The following is a 323-nucleotide window of genomic DNA, read 5'->3' as shown; positions in this document are numbered from 1 at the left end:
CCGGTCGTGTCGTCCGGACGGCCGACCACCGCCGCCTCGGCCACCAGCTCATGCGACACCAGCGCCGACTCGATCTCCATCGTGCCCAGCCGGTGGCCCGACACGTTCAGCACGTCGTCGATCCGGCCCATGATCGTGAAGTAGCCGGTCTCCTTGTCGCGCACGGTGCCGTCGCCGGCCAGATACAGCGTGCCGCCGAGTTCTTCCGGGTAATAGCTCTTCTTGAAACGCTCCGGGTCACCCCAGATCGTGCGGATCATCGCGGGCCACGGGCGCTTGACGACCAGAATGCCGCCTTGCCCGTTCGGCACGTCCTGCCCCGT

Annotated in this window: 1 pseudogene; it reads right to left on the bottom strand. The window is 67.5% G+C overall.

Annotated elements, in window-relative coordinates:
- Positions 1-323: pseudogene (locus HWX07_RS36825) on the bottom strand (AMP-binding protein); the annotation flags it as partial.

It is taken from the genome of Burkholderia sp. BCC0097, assembly GCF_902832985.1.
In the GTDB taxonomy this organism is placed as follows: domain Bacteria; phylum Pseudomonadota; class Gammaproteobacteria; order Burkholderiales; family Burkholderiaceae; genus Burkholderia; species Burkholderia orbicola.
Note: the sequence above shows the minus strand (reverse complement) of the source record. Positions and strands in the feature narration are given on the sequence as shown.